The following is a 17432-nucleotide window of genomic DNA, read 5'->3' on the forward strand; positions in this document are numbered from 1 at the left end:
AGAAGACGCTGACAGTCAGCCTAGTCAATGACTTCCAAGGATCAATGATGAACAAGAAAAGCCTGAACATCCTGAGCGCTGCACTTCTGATGGCTCTGAGTGGCGCTGTTTCGGCTGCCTCGACCAGCTGGTCATTCCAGTCGAACGCCACCTCGTCGGTTGCAGCCACCGGTTTTGCATCGAAGGTCGCCGAGTTCTCGTCGATGACCTACACCAACGGTGCAGGCAATTCGGTCACGATGAATGCGTTCGCGAATACTGCGACCAACGCGAAGATTGAAGCGGCCTATCTGAACTACCAGGGTTCGAGCGGTCTTGGCGTGACCAGCCGCGACAGCGGTTCGAATGATGAGGTAACGTCAACCGGTTACCTGAACAATCCGCAGCACTCGTTCGACAATCAGGGCGCGACGGAGTCCATCCTGTTCTCGTTCTCGTCGGACTTCACGCTGGAACAGCTCGACTTCGGATGGACGACGAATGACTCGGACGTGCAGGTCTATGCCTACACCAGCGCCACCGCCTTCAGCACCGGCACCATCCTGACGAAGGATTACTCGACGCTGACCGGCTGGACCAAGGTCGGTGATTTCGCGAGTCCGTCGGATCCGCGCCTGACGACCAACTCCACGTACTCCCGTTACTGGCTCGTGACTCCGGGGCCCGCATCCGACAAGCTTGACTACATCAAGCTGGCAGGCGTGACCGGTTCCTACAAGCCGACCACGCCGCCGCCCGCGGTGCCCGAGCCGATGTCCCTGGCGCTCGTCGGTACGGCACTGGCAGGCATGATCGCAGTTCGCCGTCGCAAGGCTGCCTGATCAGCAGCACGAAACGAAAAACCGCGCTTCGGCGCGGTTTTTTTCGTCTGCCGCCAGCCCGGCAAAGATTTTACCCGGTCGGCTCGTCTTCTTCCTGTGCCTGCAGGGCCCACATCTGCGCGTACGCGCCATCGAGCGCAATAAGTTCGGGATGCGAACCGCGTTCGACGATGCGTCCGGCGTCCATCACCAGTATCTGGTCGGCGTCCATGATGGTGGACAGCCGGTGCGCGATGATCAGCGTGGTGTGCCCGCGCGCCACCTGTTCGAGCTGTGACTGGATGGCCTGTTCGGTCTTCGAGTCCAGCGCCGAGGTGGCTTCGTCGAATATCAGCACTGGCGGGTCCTTCAGCAGCGCGCGTGCAATGGCGACACGCTGCTTCTCGCCGCCGGACAGTTTCAGGCCTCGCTCGCCGACCTTGGTGTCGTAGCCGTCGGGCAGGCGGACGACGAAGTCGTGCAACTGCGCGGCGCGGCTCGCCGCTTCGACCTCTTCCGCCGAGGCGGTGACCCGGCCGTACTGGATGTTGTAGTGAATGCTGTCATTGAACAGCACGGTGTCCTGCGGCACGATGCCGATTGCGGTGCGCAGGCTGTCCTGCGTGAGTTTGCGGATGTCGGTGCCATTGATCGTGATGCGTCCGCCGCCGTTGTCCACGTCATAGAAGCGGAACAGCAGTCGCGCCAGCGTCGATTTGCCGGAACCTGACTGGCCGACCACCGCGACCCGGCCGCCGGCCGGTATCGTGAAATCGACGTCGTGCAGGATCTGGCGCGCGGGGTCGTAGCTGAAGTTCACCTGCTGGAAGCGCACTTCGCACGGTCCCGGCGGCAGGGCTTTGGCGTCCCGGTCATCGGCGATCTCGCGGTGGGTGTCCATCAGGCCGAACATGCGCTCGATATCGGTCAGCGACTGGCGAATTTCGCGGTACAGCACGCCGAGGAAGTTCAGCGGAATGTAGAGCTGGATCATGAAGGCATTCACCAGCACGATGTCGCCCAGCGTCATGCGGCCTTCCGCCACGCCGACCGTGGCGCGCCACATCATCAGCGTGACGCCGATGGCGATGATGAAGGCCTGGCCGATGTTCAGATACGACAGCGAAACCTGGCTGCGCTCCTGCGCCCGCTGCCAGCGCGCCATCTGTTCATCGTAGCGGCGCGCTTCGAAGCCTTCGTTGTTGAAGTACTTCACCGTTTCGTAGTTCAGAAGGCTGTCGATGGCACGTGTGTTGGCCGCCGAATCCAGCTCGTTCACTTCGCGCCGCAGTTTGGTGCGCCAATTGGTGACGACCACGGTGAACGTGATGTAGATCGCCAGCGTGACCGCAGTGATCAACGCGAACGCCGCTTCGTACTTCACCGCGAGGATGCTCAGCACGAGGCCCATCTCCACCAGCGTCGGCAGGATGGAATACAGCGTGTAGCTGATCAGCGAGCCGATGGCGCGGGTGCCGCGCTCGATATCGCGCGTCAGGCCGCCGGTCTGGCGTTCGAGGTGAAAGCGCAACGACAGGGCGTGCAGGTGCTGGAACACCTGCATCGAAATGCGCCGCACCGCCTGCTGCGTCACGCGCGAAAACACGATTTCGCGCAGTTCGGTCAGCAACGAGGTCGAAAAGCGCAGTGCGCCATAGGCCGCAAGCAGGCCGAGCGGTACCAGCAGCGGTGCCGCTTCGAGCGCACTCTTCTGCATCGCGGCGGCTGGCGTCAGCGCGTCGATCAGTTGCTTGAAGATCAGGGGCACCGTCACGTTCGCACCCTTGGCGCCGATCAGGAAGGTGAGCGCGATCAGCACGCGCCACTTGTAGGCCCAGAGGTAAGGGAAAAGGCTTTTGAGGGTGTCGAGATCCCGGCGGCGGGTGCCGGGTGGAGCTTCGGGCGCGGGCAGGGGAGCAGCAGCGGAGTGTCTCATCGCACAATTGTAAGGTACGGAGCGGGTGCCACACGGGCTGTCGGCACCGGTTTCGCGCGGATGGCCTATAGGTAGATCAGCAACGCCGACATGCCGAGTGCGACCATTACCGCTCCCAAGAGGCGCTTGCGATCGGCCGCCGACCACTGCGCGACTGCCTGGGCGTCCGGTTCTCGTGCCGAATGCGATGAGGCGGCCTTCAATGCGGCCTCGACCACCTCACGCGACACACCGACCGTGGCAGCGAGGCGATCCGGATCAGCCATCCCAGCTGATCGTGCCGCGAGCCGGATGGTGGCTTCCGTGGAGTCGAATTCGCGCGCCATTCCCCGTGAGACGGTCGCAGCGCCAGGCGCGGCTGATGATTCGGTGACAGCGCCAGTCGTACCGGGCGCCGACCGCACTTTCGCCGGCAGCTTGAAATCAGTGTCCGACGCGCATCGAAGGCGGCAGGCGCGCAGGTCGTCTGCAATGTCGGCAGCGTTCTGGTAGCGCGCGTCCGGTGATTTTGCCAGCGCCTTGGCCACGATGAGATCGACCAGCGCCGGCAATGCCGGATTCAGCACGCCCGGTGCCACCGGTATGTGGTGGATGACCTGATACATCACCGACTGCACATCGCTGCCGATGAAGGGCGACCGGCCGGTCATCATTTCGTACAGGATGACGCCGAGCGAAAACAGGTCGACCCGCGTATCCGGTGTGCGGCCCAGCACCTGCTCCGGCGACAGATAACGTGGCGACCCGAGCAGCAGGCCGGTCTGGGTGCGTGCGTCGGTACCATGCAGCCGCGCAATGCCGAAGTCCGTGATCTTCACGCGCCCGTCGGCCAGCACCATGATGTTGCCCGGCTTCACATCGCGATGAATGACGCCGCGCGCGTGGGCATAGGCCAACCCGTCGGCGATCCGCGCCGCCAGATCGAGGGCTTGATCGAAGCTCAGTTCGCCGCGGTTGATCAGGTCCTTCAGTTCGCGGCCGTCGAGGTATTCCATGGCCATGTAGGCCAGATCGCCACTGCGACCGATGTCGTGAATGGTGACGATGTTGGGGTGATTCAACCCGCCGGCCGCGCGCGCCTCGATCATGAAGCGCCGCTCGTAGAATTCGATGTCGTCCGGATCGAGCGCCATGTTGATGGTCTTGATCGCCACCGTGCGGTCGAGCAGCGGATCGAATGCACGATAGACCACGCCCATCGCGCCACGCCCGATCTCGGCGAGCACGTCGTAACGTCCGATATTCACGGGAAGACTCATGGCACCCGGATCAGCGTGCGTCGGCGACGCTGCGATAGACCGGTCCCCACTTCGGATGTCCGGCTTCGGCGGGCGTCAGCGCAAACGCCGGGTCGGCGGCGAAGGCGCGGTAGAAAGACTGCCGGCAGGCGGCTGCACGCTCGCTGATGCAATGGATGAAGGCCAGATACTTGTGCGCCCTTGCCTGACTGGTGCGGTTGCGCAGTCCCGCGCCCAGGCTGGACTTCAGCAGCTCGGCCGCTTCCGGGTAGCGCGCATCCTCATACTGCCTGACGCCGGCCGCCAGCAGTTCATCTGCCGATGTTGCGCGCGCCGGAGCGGCGGCCGGGGAGGCCGCCGGCTTCGGCGATGTCTTCGGTGCGTCGCCCGACGGCGCCTTCGGCTGCGCTGGCTGGCCCGACTTCGCTACCGGTTTCGCCCCGTCCTGATCGAATACCGACACGATGCCGTCGACACCCTTCTGCACCGTGGCACAGGCGGACAGCATCGAAATCACCGCGACGAGCGCCCAGCAGTGCAGCGCACGCTTACTGACGAAAATCATGTCTGATCCTGGTTTCCTCGCCGGCTCTGACTTCGACCCGCTGTGTATGCGGCGCAAACGCCGGATTGCGGATTTCGAGTACATGCACGCCGGGCGCCAGCATGAGGTTGCGCTCCGGCGGTGCCGCACCGTGGTGGGCGCCGGCCACGCTGACCTCGCCCCAGGGTAGTACATTCACCCTCAGGGTACCGAGCTGCAACGCATCTGCCGGCTCGCTGCCTTCGAAATCCCGAGAAAGGCGTTGCGGTGCCGCTATCGACGGTTGTACCACGCCTGCATGCCCGCCGTTCGCAGCCGTGGCGTCTTGTCCGGGCAGCGCGGCACGAATGACCAACGCTACAAGCAGGATGGCTGCCACAGCCAGCGCCGTCACCGCCGGCGGGCGCGAAAGCACGCCAGCCAGCGGCGACTCAAGCAGCTTGCCCGATTCCGGACCACTGTTCGGCGGGCTGTCAGGGCGGTCCGGCAGCGGCCTGTCGGTCAGCAGGAACAACTCGTGTTCGCGCAACTGCGCATCGGTGTGCATACCGGCCGGTTCGAACAACGGCCTGCACGCAGCTTGCCGACTCGCCAGTGCATCTACGAAGGAACGCGACGCGAACACCCTGCCGACGCCGGCAAAGCCGGCGACGCGTTGAGCCACCCCGAGACCGTCGCCGACCAGGTTGGGCGGCACCCCCGGTTCGCCGATCAGCATGACCGGGCCATGGTGGATCCCGCAGCGCAGCGCCAGCGCGTCATGGCCCGCCGCGACAGTCGCGGCGCGCACCCGGGCTGCAAAGCGAAGCCCGTCGTTCGGGGATTCGATGAACGTGATGGCGGCACCGTCTGCGGTGTCCAGCACGATGCGCGCCTCCGGACGCGCGTCGACCAGTGCCGTGCCCAGCACCTCGTTGAAGCGCGATCGCATCTGTGCCTGTTCGGCGACCGGCTTGTCCGGGTAGCCGATCATTTCGATCACGACGATGCTGCAGACCGCTGCGCTTGAGACTTCGTGGTTCATGTCCGGAGAAACGGGGGAATGTCAGGCCCTTGAAGGACGCGCACAAATGGGGGGCGGCCAGTCACCGGCCGGTCGCACGTTCGCGTGCAGCGCGATGCATGCGTCAGACAGGGCGGGCGCAGGAACGACGGTATGTGATGGCAGGCATCCACCGGATGTTCCCCGACAGGCGCCTGAGTTGTCGGCGGCGCTGGCCGCAGCGCCTGGCGGCAGCCTGTGGCCGGATCGAAGCGGGCCCGGTGCGAGCCGTTCAACGCTGTACCGGAAAACCGCCTTCTTCAAGCACGCGGCAGATGTCGTCTTCCGACACCAGCGGGCTGTGCTCGATGCTGACCGTACCGGTTTCCGGCGACACGTCGACGCTGTCTATCCCCGGGAGCTCATGGACGATGTTGACGATGTCGGCCGCACAGTCGGGACCTTCAATGCCTGATTCGATGATGACAGTGGTGTGCATGGTGAAATCTCCAGCCAGTATCCAGTCTTCGTCGGGCCCGGATGAAACGCCGCAAGCGGTGGTTTCCTTTACCCCAGAAGTCCAGTGCGAAACAGAACTTCACGTGCAAAGTTCAGGAAATTGTTCACGAAGTGTCGGTAAATCTTACATGGCACGGTGCGCTTGATTCGGGCTGAATCTCAACGGGCTGAAAAAAAGGGTTTTTTCTTTTGATTCGTCACTGGCGTAACACTAGCTGCGCTTGACGTACAAAAACCCGCAGCGTCAGGAGCTTCCATGAAGTACGCCTTCAACTCAGTCGCTGTACTCGTTGCATTGCCCAGCACTGCAGTCTTCGCTGCGCCCATCACGCCGTCTTCCACTGCACTGCAAGCCCAGCCGAGCGCCACATTTGCCGGTTCCGGCATTCCGAACACCGCCGTTCAGGTGCTTACGCTCGATCCGACGGTGTCGGACGTGACCCTCGGCCTGACCGCTCACCAGCGTTTCACCGGCCCGAATCTGGCGAATAATGGCACGAGCACCTTCGATGCCGCGACGGGTGTGTCAGCGAACCCGCCGTCGTCGCCTGCCGATCCCTACGCACTGTGGAACTTCGCGTTCTACGTCGGTGGTGACGACATCTCGAATTACGTGTTTCGGCTGTATTGCGACTTCGATCCGGCCAGCGGCACGGACGAAGCGAACCACGGCGTGATCGAGTTTCTCGGCTCGGCCCTTCAGGGTGCGGCGATCCAGAACTCGTTGAACCTCGGGATGGACTTCCTCGCGATGAACGCAACCGGCATCACCGCGCCACTGGGTTCGTTCTCGCCCACGGTCGAAGGCGATACAACTTCGCGCTGACTGCTGTTCTCGATCGCGCTGAAGTGGGTCGTGTGGCCATCCTGGTCGATGTCAATGCATCTGGCGATCCGGGTACCCCAATTCCGGAACCCGGCACCCTTGCGCTCGCCAGCCTTGCGTTGCTCGGTCTCGCCGGTCTGCGCCGCCGCTTCAGCTGACAGCCGCCCCGCGTCTGTGCGCGGGTTGACGGTAGTTTCACGAAAAGCCCGACCGTAATGTCGGGCTTTTCTGTTTGCGGTGCGTTTCGTCCAGTTCCGGATGTTCCAGCGTTCCGGCGATCAGGTGCAGTGCGATGCCGCAGTCGTCGCGCCGCCGGGCGCGCGTGCTGCAACGGTCGACATTGATCCCGGACAACCTGTGAGGCTGGACAAGGTTGCACACTGTTCCTTGCAGTGGGTGCAGCCTGCCGCCGGCCGGCCATGGATTGCGCTAGCTTGTGCGGAGAATCGAAATGGACATCGTCATCAGAAGTCGAAGGGCGCGCGTCGGAGTGCTGGCAGCAGGCTGTCTGCTTGTGCTGGCGTGTCGCCGATGATCACAGTCCTGCCAGCCGTCCATGCATCTGAAGATGGCGGATACGGAGGGGGGAACGGGGCAGCGGGCATCGCGGCGGAAGTGAATCCGGCAGGACGGAACGAAGGCGCATGGCACCCGGTTTCGTCGCCACGGCCACCAAGCCGGGCAGCGTGGTACTCGGACTTCGCACGAGGCCCGTGCCGACCTGTCCGGGCGGCGGCGTGTTGACAAACGCTCGCACCACGCTGGACAACCCCACTCGTTGCTGCAACGCAGGTTTTTTCCGGAGAACATCATGACCCATCGGAAGCTCATCGGGAGCGCCGTGACGCTTGTCGGCGCACTTTTCATTGCAGTGACTGCAGGACAGTCGGTCGCTCAGGACACGGTGCGCGATCAAGTCCGCGAGACCACGCAGGAGCGGGCCCAGGAGCGCATCTACGGCAGCGAGTTGATGACGCAGCAGGAACAGGCGGAGCATCGTGAACGGATGCGCAACATGAAGAGCGCCGAGGAGAGGGAGGCCTATCAGCGCGAACATCATCAGCGCATGCAGGAACGCGCGACGCAGCGAGGTGCGACGCTTCCCGACAGCATGCCACCGCGCGGCGGCATGAGCGGGCCCGGTGGCATGGGCGGCGGCGGCGGTGGCGGCGGTCGCGGGCGATAAGTCTCGATCGGCGCGTTGAATCGGGGCCCTACATCACCGTCGAATGCGGCTGCAGAGGATGTTCCAGCGTGTCGGCGATCAGGCGCAGCGCATTGTCGCAGTCGTCGCGTGACATCGGCCCGCCGAGGCACACGCGCACCGCGTCCGGTGGTGTGCCGTCAGTGCTGAAGGCGGCGCTGGCGACCACGCCGACACCCTGCGCACGCAGGTAGGACGCAAACTCCACCATCGACCACTCCGACGACAGCGGCAGCCACAGGTGAAAGCCTTCCGTTTGCGCCCGCATCGCGTGGCGGCCCAGATGACGTGCGGCCAGCGACTGGCGGAAAACGGATTCGCTTCGTATGGCGTCCAGCATCGCGTCGGCCGTGCCGTCGGTGATCCAGCGCGTGGCCAGCGCGTTGGTGACCGGCGAGCACATGACGGTGGTGGCGCGCAGCGCGCCGGCCAGTCGTTCCGCTTGGCGCGGGCCGGGTGCGTTCACGAAGGCCGAGCGGAGGCCGGCGCCGAAACACTTCGACAGGCCGGTGATGTAATAGGTGAGCGCCGGTGCCAGCGTGGCCAGCGGCGGCGGAGTGTCGCGCGGCAGCATGGCGTAGGCGTCGTCCTCGATGATGGGCACGGCGTAGCGCAGCGCAACGTCGGCCAGCGCCTCGCGCCGGGCACGTGTGATCGTCGCAGTGGTCGGGTTCAGCAATGTCGGGTTGCAGTACAGCGCACGCGGTTTCAGGGTCCGACACGCGTGTTCGAAGGCATCGGCGCTGGGGCCGTCGTCGTCCAGCGGCAGCGCGTGGAGTTGCACACCGAGCTGGGCGGCGATGGCCTTGATGCCCGGATAGGTCAGCGACTCGACGCAGATCAGTTCGCCCGGTCGTGCCAGCAGCGACACCAGCGCGGTCAGCGCGGCGTGGATGCCCGGGCACACCAGCACCCGTTCGACCGCGCACAACGGCAGCCGGCGACGCAGCCACTGCACGCCGGCTGCGCGGTCGTCGCGCGTGCCACCGAAATCCTGGTAGCGCAGCAGGTCGTACCAGTCGGACTGCACCATCACCTGCGCCGCACTGTCGCGCAGGCGGGCAATCAGCGCCGGATCCTGCGGCTCAGGCGGCAGATTCATCGTCATTTCGGCGCCGCTGCCGCCGCGTAGCGTCAGGCCGGGCGTAGCCCCGCGCACGAAGGTTCCCATGCCGGCGCGCGAATCGATCAGGCCGCGCTTGCGCGCCTCGGCATAGCCGCGCGCCACCGTCGTGTAGTTCAGTTCCAGGTAGTCGGCCAGTTCGCGCAGCGTGGGCAGACGGTCGCGCGCGGCCAGCCGGCCGCTGCGCACGTCTTCGGCGATCAGATCGGCAATCAGCAGATAGGCCGGCTTGTTGCTCGACCGGATGCGCTTGAGCCAGATCTGCGAGGTCTTGTCCATCAATCGGCCCTTCGGGAGAAGCGCTTGCGGGTGATCACGTCGGCGATGCAGAGGCCGTCGGCCCGGCGCACGATGCGGCAGCGATGATGAAAGCCGTCAGGCTCCGCTCCGGCATCCAGCAGTTCGACACGCACGGCTTCGCCCGGGTCGATGTTGCCGTGGAAGTACAGCGTGCGCTCGGCGGTGACCGCCGGGCGCAGGCCGTACCAGGCGAACTCGGCACGGTCGACCAGCGCCTGGAAGGTGGCGAAGTACAGGAAGCCGGCGCCGTTGAAATCGCTGTTCGGGCAGGGCGTGAAGTCGAAGCTGCGAATCATTTCACCCTCCAGCGCCGCGGTGCGGTGCGCCCGGCCGAGCGACTTCAGTTCGGCTGCGGCCGCCATCAGCATGGCGTCGCCAGAGATCAGGTCTTCGTTGTCCGGCAGCATCCGCGCCTTCGCAACGCTGCGGTTGCCGCCACCCGGCGCGCGGCGCACCAGCGCCGACAGCAGCTCGAGGCGCGCCACGCGCCTGCTGCCCATGCGCACTGTCTGCGCGCTGTAATGCTGCGCGCGGCCATGCGGCACCAGCCGCGCCAGCAGCGCGAACGGTGCGTGTTCGGTCACCGCGTCGAGTTGCGCCTCGCGCAGCCGCACCGCGGTCAGCGCGGCATAGCTGCGGCAGCCGTCGATGTCGGCGAAAGCCGGTTCATCCTGCCCCTGCGCGCGCGCGATGGCCATCCAGTGCAGGTGGGCGCATTCCTTCAGCAGCCAGTTTTCCGACAGGCCGTACAGCGCCAGTTGCGGCATGCCGGTCTGATAATGCTGCAGCAAAGCCAATGTGGCGCGCGGCTGCAATTGGTTCGCGTCCTGCATCAGCATGTGACGGCCTCCTCCGGTTGAAGATGCCGGGGCGCGAAGTCGGTCACCTTCTCGGTCAGCCAGGCGGCATCGCGCGCCACGCCGGAAAAGCGGCCCGAGCCCCAGGTGTACAGCCAGGGCAGACCGAGGAAGTACAGGCCCGGTTGCTGTGTTACGCCGCGCGTGTGCACCGGATCGCCGCGGCCGTTGAATACCGGCGCGTCCAGCCAGCGGAAATCCGGGCTGAAGCCGATGCACCAGATGACGCTCGTGATGCCGCTCGACGACAGGTCGAGCGTCGTGCGCTCGGCCGCAGGCGCCCACACCGGTTCATAGACCGACGGCGGCGGTGCGTCGATGCCGGCGCTGGCGATGTGCTTGTCGATCGCGGCATTGATGCCGTTGTAGATGCGGTCGGCGTGGTCGAGCGCGGCGCCCAGGCCCGGCTGGAACGCAAGTGTCGTACCGTCGAGATCCTGCAGCAGGCCGTACAGTTCCATGCCTTCGAGCGCGAAGCGGCGCAGGTCGATGTCGCGCCCGCCGTCGCGGCCGGTCACGTAGTGGTTGGTGTTGTCGCGCACGCCTTCGCGCAGCGGGTGCTCGGTGACCGGCATGTCGTAGTAATTCATGTCGGCCAGCCAGTCGACCACGTCGCGTCCGCGGTAGAAGCGCGCGCAGCGCGGCGCATCGCCCACCGCCAGATGCACCTTGCGCCCCGCCAGATGCAGATCTTCTGCAATCTGCGCGCCGGACTGCCCGGATCCGACCACCAGCACCTCGCCCTCGGGCAGCGCGGCCGCGCTGCGGTACTGCTCGGAATGCAGTTGCACGATGCCGGCTGGCAGACGCTCGGCCAGCCGCGGCACGATGGGCTGGTGATAGCCGCCGCTGGCCACCACGACCTGGTCGGCGGTCCATTCGCCGTCCGATGTGATCACGTCGAAACCACCCTGCGCGCGCGGGCTGACGCGGCGCACCGTCACGCCCTCGCGGATCGGCGGTGCGACCTTGCGGCGGAAGGCGGCCAGCCAGGCGTTGATTTCGTCCTTTTTCATGAAGCCGTGCGGGTCCGGACCGTCGTAAATATGACCGGGCAATGCGCACTGCCAGTTCGGCGTGACGAGGCAGAAGTTGTCCCAGCGCTGGGTGCGCCAGACATGCATCGCGCTGTGCTTTTCCAGCACCAGATGGTCGATGCCGGCCTGCTGCAGGCAGTGGCTCATCGACAGGCCGGCCTGGCCGCCGCCGACGATGATGACCGGCAGATGGGAAGGGGAGGATGGGGGCATGGCAGGGACTCCGTGGTTCACTCGTCGAAGGCGAGTACTTCGATCTGCGCATCGGGCTGCGTGGCCCAGCGCGCAGCGTGCTGCTCGATGTCGGCCAGTTGGTCCATCGCGGCCGAACAGGCGAATCCGTACTTCGCGCGGACCCGCTCGGACGCGATGTGCAGCGCCTCGCGCACCGACGCCATGAATTCCGCCAGCGGGTAGCAGGTGCCCGGCGCGAAGTAGTCCTTGATCACCAGCGAGGGCGAATAGCAGCGGGTTTCGGTCTGGTCCGGCCAGCGGACCCGGAAGTGCATGGCGGGCATGGTGCAGATCTCTCTATGTGGATGCAGGCGGATGCAGCGACGCCCGGTACAGGTCGGCGTGACGCCGGGCGCTGGCCGGCCAGCTGAAGCGCCGGCATACCTCGGGCAGTTCGTAGCGCAACACCTCGGCGCGGCGCGGGTCGCAGGCGCGGCGCATGGCGCGGGCGATCGACTGGGCGTCCTGCGGGTCGGCCCAGCTGACGTCGGTGTCGCCCAGATATTCGGTGAAGGGCGCAATCGACGACACGACGACCGGCGTGCCGCTGGCCAGCGCCTCGAGCACCACCAGGCCGAAGCCCTCACAGGTCGATGCCATGACGAGCACGTCGGCGAGGCGGAACAGCGCCGGCATGTCGGCATCGGCCAGCGTGCCGGCGATGACCACGTCGCGCGCGTAGCCCGCGGTCAGGCCGCTGTCGCGCAGGTCGGCCTGGAAGGCGCGCGCATAGCCGTCGTGGTCGAGCAGGCTGGCGCCGCCGGCGATCACCAGTTGCGCGCCCGGCAGATCGGCCTTGAGCAGCGCGAAGGCTTCGAGCACGCGCCGCGTGTTCTTGCGCTCCTCGACGCCGCCGACGGCGAGAAACACCGGGCCGCGCCCGGCGGCTTCGGTGATGCCCAGCCGATGCGCGAGGATGAGGTCGCCGTCGCCCGGCTGTGCCGAGTAGCGTTCGGCGTCGACGCCGTTGTTCACGCGCTGCGCGTCGATGCCGAAATCGTCGGCCAGCCGGTCGCGCCACAGATCGCTGACGCACAGCACGGTGCGTGCGCACTGCACGCCACGCGCCTGCCAGGCGGCGAGCCGGCTGTCGTCGAACTCGTCGAGGTGGTGCACGGTGCGCACGAAGCCGTCGATCAGACCCTGATCTTCCAGTGCGGCCAGCGCGTTGGCGCTGATGCTGTCCTGCGCATGCAGGATGTCGAACGGCCGGGTCGCCAGACGCGGCGCGAGGTGGGCGACATACGCGCCGATGCGTTCGCTGACTATGTCGACCACGCCGCCGGCGGTGCCGGCCACCGGCACCGGTTCGAAGCTGCACGCCGGCGCGCGGAACAGGCGCTGCCCGGGTGCGGCCGGTGCGAACATCGTCACGTCGTGGCCGTCGCGCTGCAGCGCCTGCGCCAGCTCAAGCGTGTGCACCACGCCGCCTCGCGGATTGACCGAATGGGTCAGCAGCCCGATTTTCAGCCCCGCTTGCAGTGCATCAGCCATGCGCCGCCTCCACATCCGCATGTGCAGTCGTCGCCGCAAGAATGAAGGGCTGTTCAGCGACATTCCACAGCAGCGCGCGGTCGTGCTGCCGGATCAGCCACACCTCGGGCGATGCGGTGAGGTGGCCGATGCGCGCCGCGGCAATGTCGCGTTCGCCGAAGCGCGCGATGACGCGGTCGGCGTGGGCCGGGCGCACCGACAGCAGATAGCCGAAGCTGGGAAAGGACAGCAGCCAGCGCAGCAGCGGCACGCCGTCTGGGCGCGGCACCGCGTCAAGATCAATCGCCGCACCGACCTTCGAGCACTCGAGCAGCATCAGCGCAGTGCCGATCAGGCCGGCCATGCTGACGTCCTTGCCGGCGTCGCACAGGCCGGCTTCGGCCAGTTGCGGCAGCAATTCGATGTCGCCACGCAGGCGCTCGGCCGGTGCGCGGGTCGAGGCATTCCAGTACGGATAGGGTTCTTCGTACGCGCCGCGCAGGTCGACCGCCAGGATCAGGTCGTCGCCCGGCTGCGCATTGAAACTTGTGATCAGCCTTTTCGCGCGCCCGAGGATGGCGACCGCCAGCTGGCCGTGCGCCGCGCGGTGATTGCTGTGGCCGCCGACGATGGGCACACCGTAGCGCGCCGACGCCGCGGCCATGCCTTCGAGCACCGGCGACGAGGCGTCGGCGCCGTCGCTCCACAGCGCGTCGACCACCGCGATCGGCCGCCCGCCCATGGCGCAGATGTCGCTCACATTAACCATGACGCCGCAGTAGCCGGCGAACCAGGGCATCCGTGACACGAACTGTTCGACCAGCCCTTCGATGGCGAACAGCAGCCAGCCCTCGCCCGACGGGTCGGCGATGGCGGCACAGTCGTCGCCGATGGCCACGGCCTGAGCCATGTCCTGCATGCCACCGGGCAGTGCGCGGCCGAGAGCGTCCATCACGTCGCCGATGTCGCGCTTGTGCGCGAAGCCGGGGCTGCCGCGCAGCGCGTCGACGAGGGCGTGCAGATTCACGCGGCGACTCCGCTGCGCGCCGCCGTCGAGCGCGTGACGAAGCCGCTGAACACGTCGAAACACGGCGGGTAGTGATCGAGTTCGGCCTGCATCAGCCAGTGCGCGCGGCCGTGCAGGGTTTCCGGCTGCAGCGGCTTCCAGTGCAGGCGGCGGAACAGCGGCAGGTTCTGCGCCTGCACGTGGGCGAGGAAGGTGTGGCAGCCGCGCGCATGCGCGCTGGTCACCGCGAGCCGGATCAGCGTCGCGCCCAGCTTGCCGTGGCTGCGGAATGCCGGCGCCACCGCGAGGCGCGAGCCCCACCACAGGCCGGGTTCGCCGCAGCGCCGGTCCTCGTGGATGCGCACCGTGCCGACCACCTGATCCGGCATGCCGCCGACCTGGGTCACCGCGACGATGAGCTGGGCGTACGCATCGATGGCGTCGATGTCGTCGCTGTCGAACACGCCCTGTTCCTCGCAGAACACCGCGCGCCGCAGGCGATGTGCTTCGCCGCGCTCCCACGCGCTGTCCGCCCACTTGATGCGGAATTCGCAGGGCGCGAAGTGCGCCGGCAGTTCGCAGTACCCGACCGGTTCAGCGTGCCGCATGGTGAGTGTCCGGTTGGTGAGCGTCCTGCTTCTCGTACGACGACAAAGAGGAGCAGGCGCCGCACTTGCCGCAGCCGGCCTTGATGTCGGTGGAGCGCAGGCCGGCATCGGACAGCATCGCGCCCAGCGGTTCGAGAATGGACCGCATGAAGGCCGGGCTGGGCGCCGGGTGATCTTCCAGCGGCGTGCCGCTGATCGGCACGAAGGGCACGACGAAGGGATACACGCCCAGGCCGATCAGTTTCGCGCTGATGTCGAGGATGGCGTCCGTCGTGTCGCCCAGCCCGGCCAGGATGTAGGTGCTCACCTGGCCGCGGCCGAATACGGCGACCGCAGCTTCGAACGCCTCCATGTAGCGCTCCATGGACACGGCCGCCTTGCCCGGCATGATCTGTTCGCGCAGCGCCGGCGTGACCACTTCCAGGTGCATGCCCAGACTGTCGATGCCGGCCGCCTTCATGCGGGCGAACCAGCGGTCATCGTCCGGCGGCTCGCACTGTGCCTGGATCGGCAGGTCGACCGCGGCGCGCACGGCAAAGGCGGAATCGCACAGCACCTGCGCGCCGCGGTCCGGCGTGGCCGGCGTGCCGGTGGTCATGACCATGTGCTTCACGCCGTCGAGCAGCACCGCGGCGCGGGCGACTTCGGCCAGCTGTTCCGGGGTCTTGTGCGCAATGGTGCGACCGGCCGCCAGCGACTGGCCGATCGAGCAGAACTTGCACGACTTGCGCCGGCTTTCATACCGGATGCAGGTCTGCAGTACCGTGGTCGCCAGCACGTCGGCGCCGTGCAGCGTTGCGATGTGCGAGTAGGGCACGCCATCCAGTGTCTGCAGCGCGTAGAAGCGCGGCTGTTCAGGAAAGCGGATCTGCGCGATCGGAATGCTGCCGCGCCTCAACTGCACGCGGCCGTCGGCGTCCGGCGCTTCTGCGATGAACGGCGAGTTGAAGGCGGAGCCCGTATGCACCGGCACCATGATGGTCGTGCCGTCCACGGTCACCGCCTTGTGGTCCGACGGCCCGGCACCGCCGCGCCGGCTCGGTGCGCCGGCGCCCGGATCAGCCAGCCGCAAGCCGAACGACTGCAGTTCCGTCATCAGCGCCGTCGCCTGCTGACGGTCGGTCGAGTTGCGGTTCGATTCGCGGTTCGCTTCGAAAGTCGGTGGGGTGCTCATCGGAGGTGCTCCGGACAGGTTCTGAAGTGGATGCCATCGACACGACCGGACGTGCCGGGCGGTCGTTGATGGCGAGGCTGAGCAGTTCGGGCCGCGCGTAGTGGCCGACCGAATCCATCATGCGTTTGCGCTTGGTGACCAGCGCCATGTCCAGATCGGCGATCACCATGCCTTCGCCTTCGGTCAGTGGCGGCGCCAGATGCACGCCTTCGGGCGACACGATGGCGGTGCAGCATCCGCCGCGCAGCGCCTTCTGCAGGCCGGCGTCGGGCGTGATGGACTGGATCTGCGCGTCGCTCAGCCAGCCGGTGGAATTGATGACGAAGCAGCCCGCTTCGAGCGCGTGATGGCGGATCGTCACTTCCATCTGGTCGGCGAATATCTGGCCGACCATCGAACCGGGAAACTGCGCGCAGTGGATTTCCTCGTGCTGCGTCATCAGCGCGTAGCGCGCCAGCGGGTTGTAGTGCTCCCAGCAGGCCAGCGCGCCGACGCGACCGATGGCGGTGTCGACCACCTTCAGGCCGCTCGCGTCACCCTGACCCCACACCATGCGTTCGTGATAGGTCGGCGTGATCTTGCGGCGCTTCAGCGCCAGCGTGCCGTCGGCGTCGAACACCAGCTGCGTGTTGTACAGGCTGCCGTGGTCGCGCTCGTTCACGCCGAGTACCACCACGACGCCGCGCGCTCGCGCCCGTTCGGCGACCGCCTGCGTCACCGGCCCGGGCACCACCACCGCCCGTTCGTACAGCTTCAGGTGCGCCGCGCCCATCAGCACCGGCGGCTGCACGAAGGAGAAGTACGGGTAGTAGGGCAGGAAGGTTTCCGGGAACACCGCCAGCCGCGCGCCGCGGTCCGCCGCCTCGTCGATCGCCGCCAGCACGCGCGCCAGCGTGCCGTCGGCCGATTCGAGGTCGGGCGCGATCTGGATCGCGGCGGCGCGGACGATGCGGGCGGAAGACATCACAATGTCCAGGTGTCGAGGATGAAGGCGTTGTCCTTCCGGTGCAGCAGGATGATGTCGAGCACGTCGAGCGGGTTGATCGGCGTGATGCCTTCGATCAGCGACCCTTCACCATGGCCGTATAGCGCCTGCAGCGCGAAGCGGCACGCATAGACCTTGCCGCCTTCGGCGATGAACTTGGTGATCTGGTTGTTGAAGTTCTGGTGGCCGGGGAAGGCTTCATCGCCCAGCGTCGGGAAGCCGCGCTTGACGCCCAGCGTGACGCCCGGACCGTACAGCAGGATCGACGTGTCGAAGCCCTTGCGCTTCAGGCGGGTGGCCTGCAGCAGATTGACGAAGCCGATCGAGCCTTCGAAGGCGACGGTGTGGAAGGTGACCAGCGCCTTCTCGCCCGGCTCGGCTTTTACGTCCTCGAACACCTTCTCTTCGTAATCGACGAGGAATTCACCTTTCTGATTGGCGGGCTTGGTAACTTTCGGCATGAGAACTCTCCTGTGGGGTGGTCGACCGGGTCAGTGCGCTCTGACGGCGCTCCCTGTCCTTTGCACGCTGCGTGCCATGCCGGCATCACCGTCTGCGATCAACATGCGATCAATGAACACACGCG

19 protein-coding genes are annotated in these 17432 nt (G+C 66.4%); 4 read left to right on the forward strand and 15 right to left on the reverse strand.

The genetic code is table 11. The features are described from left to right. Window positions 1-47 precede the first annotated feature (47 nt). Window positions 48-821: an exosortase-dependent surface protein XDP1 gene (gene xdp1, locus NMQ16_RS17325; RefSeq protein WP_257082204.1), complete on the forward strand. Its 774-nt coding sequence runs from the start codon at window positions 48-50 to the stop codon at window positions 819-821. Between the two features lie 70 nt (window positions 822-891). On the opposite strand, the gene NMQ16_RS17330 is transcribed toward xdp1, so the two are convergent. The 5 genes from NMQ16_RS17330 to NMQ16_RS17350 all read right to left on the reverse strand — a co-directional run bounded on the left by NMQ16_RS17330 (window position 892) and on the right by NMQ16_RS17350 (window position 5999). Continuing rightward, window positions 892-2736, reverse strand: a complete 1845-nt coding sequence (locus NMQ16_RS17330; protein ID WP_257082205.1) for an ABC transporter ATP-binding protein/permease — start codon at window positions 2734-2736, stop codon at window positions 892-894. A 65-nt stretch (window positions 2737-2801) separates the two neighbouring features. After that, entirely contained in the window at window positions 2802-3983 is a 1182-nt protein-coding gene (locus NMQ16_RS17335; RefSeq protein ID WP_257082206.1) for a serine/threonine-protein kinase, read from the reverse strand. 22 nt (window positions 3984-4005) lie between these two features. Beyond that, window positions 4006-4539, reverse strand: coding sequence for a TssQ family T6SS-associated lipoprotein (locus NMQ16_RS17340; protein WP_257082207.1), 534 nt, complete (start codon window positions 4537-4539; stop codon window positions 4006-4008). Then, window positions 4523-5542, reverse strand: a complete 1020-nt coding sequence (locus NMQ16_RS17345; protein WP_257082208.1) for a PEGA domain-containing protein — start codon at window positions 5540-5542, stop codon at window positions 4523-4525. The genes NMQ16_RS17340 and NMQ16_RS17345 overlap by 17 nt, the downstream gene beginning before the upstream one ends. A gap of 250 nt (window positions 5543-5792) precedes the next feature. Continuing rightward, the gene (locus NMQ16_RS17350; protein ID WP_257082209.1) at window positions 5793-5999 is read right to left on the reverse strand and encodes a heavy-metal-associated domain-containing protein; all 207 of its coding nucleotides are present in this window, start codon (window positions 5997-5999) and stop codon (window positions 5793-5795) included. 276 nt (window positions 6000-6275) lie between these two features. On the opposite strand from NMQ16_RS17350, the gene NMQ16_RS17355 reads away from it, so the two are divergent. The 3 genes from NMQ16_RS17355 to NMQ16_RS17365 all read left to right on the forward strand — a co-directional run bounded on the left by NMQ16_RS17355 (window position 6276) and on the right by NMQ16_RS17365 (window position 8031). Next, the gene (locus NMQ16_RS17355; protein WP_257082213.1) at window positions 6276-6845 is read left to right on the forward strand and encodes a hypothetical protein; all 570 of its coding nucleotides are present in this window, start codon (window positions 6276-6278) and stop codon (window positions 6843-6845) included. Between the two features lie 32 nt (window positions 6846-6877). Continuing rightward, a complete protein-coding gene (locus tag NMQ16_RS17360; RefSeq protein ID WP_257082214.1) occupies window positions 6878-7003 on the forward strand; it encodes a PEP-CTERM sorting domain-containing protein in 126 nt (41 codons plus the stop codon). A 653-nt stretch (window positions 7004-7656) separates the two neighbouring features. After that, window positions 7657-8031: a hypothetical protein gene (locus tag NMQ16_RS17365; protein ID WP_257082215.1), complete on the forward strand. Its 375-nt coding sequence runs from the start codon at window positions 7657-7659 to the stop codon at window positions 8029-8031. 28 nt (window positions 8032-8059) lie between these two features. Here NMQ16_RS17365 and NMQ16_RS17370 read toward each other — a convergent pair whose 3' ends face one another. From NMQ16_RS17370 to NMQ16_RS17415, 10 genes are read right to left on the reverse strand one after another with little or no spacing between them, the layout of a single operon-like run. Further along, window positions 8060-9451, reverse strand: a complete 1392-nt coding sequence (locus NMQ16_RS17370; RefSeq protein ID WP_257082217.1) for a PLP-dependent aminotransferase family protein — start codon at window positions 9449-9451, stop codon at window positions 8060-8062. Beyond that, window positions 9451-10311 carry a Pnap_2097 family protein gene (locus tag NMQ16_RS17375; RefSeq protein ID WP_257082218.1) on the reverse strand — a complete coding sequence of 287 codons (861 nt, stop codon included), beginning with the start codon at window positions 10309-10311 and terminating at the stop codon, window positions 9451-9453. Before NMQ16_RS17375 ends, NMQ16_RS17370 begins: the two co-directional genes overlap by 1 nt. Further along, window positions 10305-11579 carry an MSMEG_0569 family flavin-dependent oxidoreductase gene (locus tag NMQ16_RS17380; RefSeq protein WP_257082219.1) on the reverse strand — a complete coding sequence of 425 codons (1275 nt, stop codon included), beginning with the start codon at window positions 11577-11579 and terminating at the stop codon, window positions 10305-10307. Before NMQ16_RS17380 ends, NMQ16_RS17375 begins: the two co-directional genes overlap by 7 nt. A 17-nt stretch (window positions 11580-11596) precedes the next feature. After that, window positions 11597-11884 carry an MSMEG_0570 family nitrogen starvation response protein gene (locus NMQ16_RS17385; protein WP_257082220.1) on the reverse strand — a complete coding sequence of 96 codons (288 nt, stop codon included), beginning with the start codon at window positions 11882-11884 and terminating at the stop codon, window positions 11597-11599. Window positions 11885-11897: 13 nt separating this feature from the next. Beyond that, window positions 11898-13094, reverse strand: coding sequence for an MSMEG_0565 family glycosyltransferase (locus NMQ16_RS17390; protein WP_257082221.1), 1197 nt, complete (start codon window positions 13092-13094; stop codon window positions 11898-11900). Continuing rightward, window positions 13087-14100, reverse strand: coding sequence for a sll0787 family AIR synthase-like protein (locus tag NMQ16_RS17395; protein ID WP_257082224.1), 1014 nt, complete (start codon window positions 14098-14100; stop codon window positions 13087-13089). Before NMQ16_RS17395 ends, NMQ16_RS17390 begins: the two co-directional genes overlap by 8 nt. Further along, window positions 14097-14687 carry an MSMEG_0567/Sll0786 family nitrogen starvation N-acetyltransferase gene (locus NMQ16_RS17400; protein WP_257082225.1) on the reverse strand — a complete coding sequence of 197 codons (591 nt, stop codon included), beginning with the start codon at window positions 14685-14687 and terminating at the stop codon, window positions 14097-14099. The genes NMQ16_RS17395 and NMQ16_RS17400 overlap by 4 nt, the downstream gene beginning before the upstream one ends. Beyond that, a complete protein-coding gene (locus NMQ16_RS17405) occupies window positions 14674-15861 on the reverse strand; it encodes an MSMEG_0568 family radical SAM protein (protein ID WP_257082226.1) in 1188 nt (395 codons plus the stop codon). The genes NMQ16_RS17400 and NMQ16_RS17405 overlap by 14 nt, the downstream gene beginning before the upstream one ends. Then, window positions 15746-16825 carry a Nit6803 family nitrilase gene (locus NMQ16_RS17410; protein WP_257082228.1) on the reverse strand — a complete coding sequence of 360 codons (1080 nt, stop codon included), beginning with the start codon at window positions 16823-16825 and terminating at the stop codon, window positions 15746-15748. Before NMQ16_RS17410 ends, NMQ16_RS17405 begins: the two co-directional genes overlap by 116 nt. Beyond that, window positions 16825-17307 (reverse strand): MSMEG_0572/Sll0783 family nitrogen starvation response protein, encoded by a 483-nt coding sequence (locus NMQ16_RS17415; protein ID WP_069039341.1) that lies wholly within the window; start codon window positions 17305-17307, stop codon window positions 16825-16827. The genes NMQ16_RS17410 and NMQ16_RS17415 overlap by 1 nt, the downstream gene beginning before the upstream one ends. Between the last annotated feature and the right edge of the window lie 125 nt (window positions 17308-17432).

The sequence above is a fragment of the Methyloversatilis sp. XJ19-49 genome (assembly GCF_024580145.1).
GTDB lineage: Bacteria > Pseudomonadota > Gammaproteobacteria > Burkholderiales > Rhodocyclaceae > Methyloversatilis.

What these genes read in the sequence shown, in the direction of transcription:
- NMQ16_RS17380 (WP_257082219.1), bottom strand. Translation starts at nt 11,579, where the DNA reads ATGCCCCCATCCTCCCCTTCCCATCTGCCGGTCATCATCGTCGGCGGC.
- NMQ16_RS17400 (WP_257082225.1), bottom strand. Translation starts at nt 14,687, where the DNA reads ATGCGGCACGCTGAACCGGTCGGGTACTGCGAACTGCCGGCGCACTTC.
- NMQ16_RS17390 (WP_257082221.1), bottom strand. Translation starts at nt 13,094, where the DNA reads ATGGCTGATGCACTGCAAGCGGGGCTGAAAATCGGGCTGCTGACCCAT.
- NMQ16_RS17415 (WP_069039341.1), bottom strand. Translation starts at nt 17,307, where the DNA reads ATGCCGAAAGTTACCAAGCCCGCCAATCAGAAAGGTGAATTCCTCGTC.
- NMQ16_RS17340 (WP_257082207.1), bottom strand. Translation starts at nt 4,539, where the DNA reads ATGATTTTCGTCAGTAAGCGTGCGCTGCACTGCTGGGCGCTCGTCGCG.
- NMQ16_RS17385 (WP_257082220.1), bottom strand. Translation starts at nt 11,884, where the DNA reads ATGCCCGCCATGCACTTCCGGGTCCGCTGGCCGGACCAGACCGAAACC.
- xdp1 (WP_257082204.1), top strand. Translation starts at nt 48, where the DNA reads ATGAACAAGAAAAGCCTGAACATCCTGAGCGCTGCACTTCTGATGGCT.
- NMQ16_RS17350 (WP_257082209.1), bottom strand. Translation starts at nt 5,999, where the DNA reads ATGCACACCACTGTCATCATCGAATCAGGCATTGAAGGTCCCGACTGT.
- NMQ16_RS17345 (WP_257082208.1), bottom strand. Translation starts at nt 5,542, where the DNA reads ATGAACCACGAAGTCTCAAGCGCAGCGGTCTGCAGCATCGTCGTGATC.
- NMQ16_RS17410 (WP_257082228.1), bottom strand. Translation starts at nt 16,825, where the DNA reads ATGTCTTCCGCCCGCATCGTCCGCGCCGCCGCGATCCAGATCGCGCCC.
- NMQ16_RS17355 (WP_257082213.1), top strand. Translation starts at nt 6,276, where the DNA reads ATGAAGTACGCCTTCAACTCAGTCGCTGTACTCGTTGCATTGCCCAGC.
- NMQ16_RS17370 (WP_257082217.1), bottom strand. Translation starts at nt 9,451, where the DNA reads ATGGACAAGACCTCGCAGATCTGGCTCAAGCGCATCCGGTCGAGCAAC.
- NMQ16_RS17375 (WP_257082218.1), bottom strand. Translation starts at nt 10,311, where the DNA reads ATGCTGATGCAGGACGCGAACCAATTGCAGCCGCGCGCCACATTGGCT.
- NMQ16_RS17330 (WP_257082205.1), bottom strand. Translation starts at nt 2,736, where the DNA reads ATGAGACACTCCGCTGCTGCTCCCCTGCCCGCGCCCGAAGCTCCACCC.
- NMQ16_RS17365 (WP_257082215.1), top strand. Translation starts at nt 7,657, where the DNA reads ATGACCCATCGGAAGCTCATCGGGAGCGCCGTGACGCTTGTCGGCGCA.
- NMQ16_RS17405 (WP_257082226.1), bottom strand. Translation starts at nt 15,861, where the DNA reads ATGAGCACCCCACCGACTTTCGAAGCGAACCGCGAATCGAACCGCAAC.